This window comes from Allobosea sp. P1_A7 (genome assembly GCF_056406775.1).
Genome location: NZ_JBFTZN010000445.1, coordinates 1 through 3,017, shown reverse-complemented (window position 1 = coordinate 3,017; position 3,017 = coordinate 1). Strand labels below are relative to the sequence as shown.

General features: G+C 62.7%; 3 protein-coding genes. 1 reads left to right on the top strand and 2 read right to left on the bottom strand.

Translation table 11 applies throughout. The features are described 5' to 3' along the window. Nucleotides 1–180 precede the first annotated feature (180 nt). A complete protein-coding gene (locus tag AC1D34_RS35970) occupies nucleotides 181–555 on the top strand; it encodes a hypothetical protein (RefSeq protein ID WP_476826839.1) in 375 nt (124 codons plus the stop codon). Nucleotides 556–1,286: 731 nt separating this feature from the next. On the opposite strand, the gene AC1D34_RS35965 is transcribed toward AC1D34_RS35970, so the two are convergent. After that, nucleotides 1,287–2,612: an HlyD family type I secretion periplasmic adaptor subunit gene (locus AC1D34_RS35965; RefSeq protein WP_476826838.1), complete on the bottom strand. Its 1,326-nt coding sequence runs from the start codon at nucleotides 2,610–2,612 to the stop codon at nucleotides 1,287–1,289. Beyond that, the coding region (locus tag AC1D34_RS35960; RefSeq protein ID WP_476826837.1) for an ATP-binding cassette domain-containing protein at nucleotides 2,602–3,017 on the bottom strand (416 nt) is incomplete at its 5' end. The genes AC1D34_RS35965 and AC1D34_RS35960, both read right to left, overlap by 11 nt.

The window sequence follows — 3,017 nt, the reverse complement described above, 5'->3', positions numbered from 1 at the left end:
GCGCACGATCCGCTCTCGACCCAACTGCGTCAGACGGGCATTCTTGTGGATGTTCATCCGGTCCTCCTTCGATGGAGACTGAAGCTTCGCAACCTCAGCTTCCTCGCTCGGGACCGGATGGACAACCTATTGAGAGCTCACAGCTAGGCGCGGCCCGACAAAATCGATCAGGATGCCGCCATGAGAATACAGGCCGCAATCGCTGTGGTGGGATTGATTTGCGTCGGGTGCACGACGCAACCGGCGAGCTATGCCGGTTCCCTCAACCATTCGGACCGGAAATGGCAAAGCGCAGCCTGCAAAGAGGCGCGACAGAAAGCCGAGAATTACGCTTCAGCGGAGACGGAGCATCTGAAGTCATCGGCCATGATTGGGGTACTGAGCCCATCCGGCGCCCTGGCAGCCGTCAATGTGACCAACCAGCAGAACGTCCGCCGCAAGCAGTTCAATCGCGATCTGCACCTCAGATGCTCAAGCGCTCCGCTGCCTGGTGATCTGACAAATATCCCGGAGATCCAAGCTCCCCCGATGCTCGATGTCGGCAGAGGCAACTGATCAAGTCATGTGTTAGGCTCAGGCCTCGCGCGCCCAAAACTCAGAAACCAGCCCTGCCGAGGCGGCTCACAAGAGCATTCGACCCAATCCGCCTCTGTCATGATCGGGCTGAGCCCGTCCGGCTCGGCAAAATCGATTAGCGCCCCATCCTTGCTCGCATCCCATTCCTTGTCTGTGAGCGGCCGGTCGCTGACGCTGTAGCGGATACCCTGGCCCTGTCGGTCGCATGCGAGCCGAAGAAGGCGACGCTGCAATTCACGGCTCAAGGGTCATTTTTCCTGATGAAACCGCGAAACGAAACACGGCGGCGCCGGCCATAGATGCRGCGTTGCCGTCGGCCTTCCTCGATCGCGTACGCAGCAATGGCGACACCGGCTAACGCGACAAGCCCGCCAATGGCGAAAAGCGTGGCTGTTAGCGTCATGGTTGCCTCGCGAGCGTCAACAAAAGACCGCTCAGCAAGAGCGCCCTTGGCAATGGTTCTAGCTTAGGGAGCGCGCCTGGCACCGTAGAGGAGTGGTAAAAAGCCAAACGAATAGAGCAAAGCGACAGAAAGGATTTCATGAACGCTCCCTCCAAACTACCTTTCGATTTTTATGAGCTGATAGAAGCTTGCCTTGTGGCGATAGCTTTGGGTTGCACGGCGGGACCCCGAGCCATACGCCACGTGATGCAGGCCCACCTCGAACCAGGTTAGACTGGCCAGCGCCCCCGCTGGGCGACAGCGCACCCTATTCGCGAAAGACGCGCTGCATCTGGTCCGTCAGCGGCTTCATCAGATAGGCGAGGACGGTCCGCTCGCCCTTGGTGATGAATGCCTCAACAGGCATACCAGGCACCAGTGTGCGCGGCTTGCCGACTGCGCCGACCGGAGGCTCGACCGACAGCTTGACCCGGTAGAAGCGGCGTCGTGTCGCCTGATCCTCGATCAGATCGGGCGAAACGATGACAACTTCTCCGATCGTCTCCTTGAGGTTCCGGTCCGAGAAAGCGGAAAAATGCACCGTCGCCTTCTGRCCCAAATGRATRTGTTCGATGTCCTGCGGTTCGACCTGMGCWTCGACGATGAGCKTRTCGTTCTCCGGAATGAYRAGSAGCAGRGYCTCGCCGTTKGCGACGACGCCGCCGACGGTGAAGACGTTGAGCTGGTGCACCAGGCCGGAAACAGGCGCCCGGACTTCGATGCGCTGGAGGCGGTCTTCCGCCGCCGTCTTGCGCTCGACATTCTCGTTGATCTTGTTGCGCGTGTCGGCCAACTCCTTCACGACCTCGGAGCGGAAGTCGTCGTCGAGGCGCAGGATCTGGATTCTCTTCTCGGCGATCGAGCCGCGCGCTGCGGCGATGTCGGCCGTAAGCTTGCCGCGCTCGCCCTCGATGCGGGTGCGGTCCCGCTCCAGCGCCGAGACGCGCGCGATAGGCACCAAATTCTTGGCGTAGAGCTCGCGCACGCCCTTGAGTTCGTCGGTGATGAAGACCAGTTCGCGGTCGCGGGCCTCGCGCTGCGCCATCACGCCTTCGATGCCGGATTCAAGCTGGGCGATCTGTTCAGCAAGCTGCGTCTTGGCGGTGACGCGTGCGGCGCGACGACTGTCGAAGATCGTCCACTGCCCCTTGATCGAAGCCTCGGTGTCCTGGTTGGCCTGTCCGCGCTTGAGAAGCGCCTCGGGCAGGCGAATTGCGTCTGCGCCGTCCCGCTCGGCAGTCAGGCGCGCTTCGAGGGCCGTCAGTTCGTCGAGGCTCTTGGTGACGATGGAGAGGCTGGCGCGCAGAACCGTGTCGTCGAGGCGAACCAGCAGGTCGCCGGCCCTGACGCGGTCGCCATCGTGCACCTTGAGTTCGGCGACCACGCCACCTTCGGGATGCTGCACCTTCTTGGCGCTGCTTTCGACCGCGACCACACCGGACGCGATGACCGCGCCGGAAATCTGCGCGAGCGCCGACCAGGCGGCGAGCCCGCCCAAGAGGCCGACCACGACGAAGACGCCTGCGAGCGCATGTCTGCGGATTGAGCGATCGTTCGCGTTGAAGCGCGGGGACATGTTGTTGTTAGGCTGCATCGCTCACCACCTTGATTGCCTGTCGCCGCTGCGGTTCGCCGTTCTCGGGCGCGAGTTGGGCGCGCTGCATCGGCGCGATCTGCGCGAGCACCTGTTCCTTTGGGCCAAACGCCGCCTGCTTCCCGTCGATGATCGCAACCAGCTTGTTGACGGCGCCGATCGCGCTGTGGCGATGGGCGATCAGCACGACGATGCCGCCGCGGGCCCGCACACCGGCCAGAGCCCGGTTAAGCGCAGCGTCGCCTTCGCCGTCGAGATTGGAATAGGGCTCGTCGAGGACGACGACGAAGGGATCATTGTAGAGCGCGCGCGCAAGCCCAAGGCGCTGCTGCTGGCCGGAGGAGAGCCTCAGGCCGCCGTCGCCGATGCGCGTGTCGTAACCCTGCGGCAGCTTGAGGCTTGAGG

What these genes read in the sequence shown, in the direction of transcription:
- AC1D34_RS35970 (WP_476826839.1), top strand. Translation starts at nt 181, where the DNA reads ATGAGAATACAGGCCGCAATCGCTGTGGTGGGATTGATTTGCGTCGGG.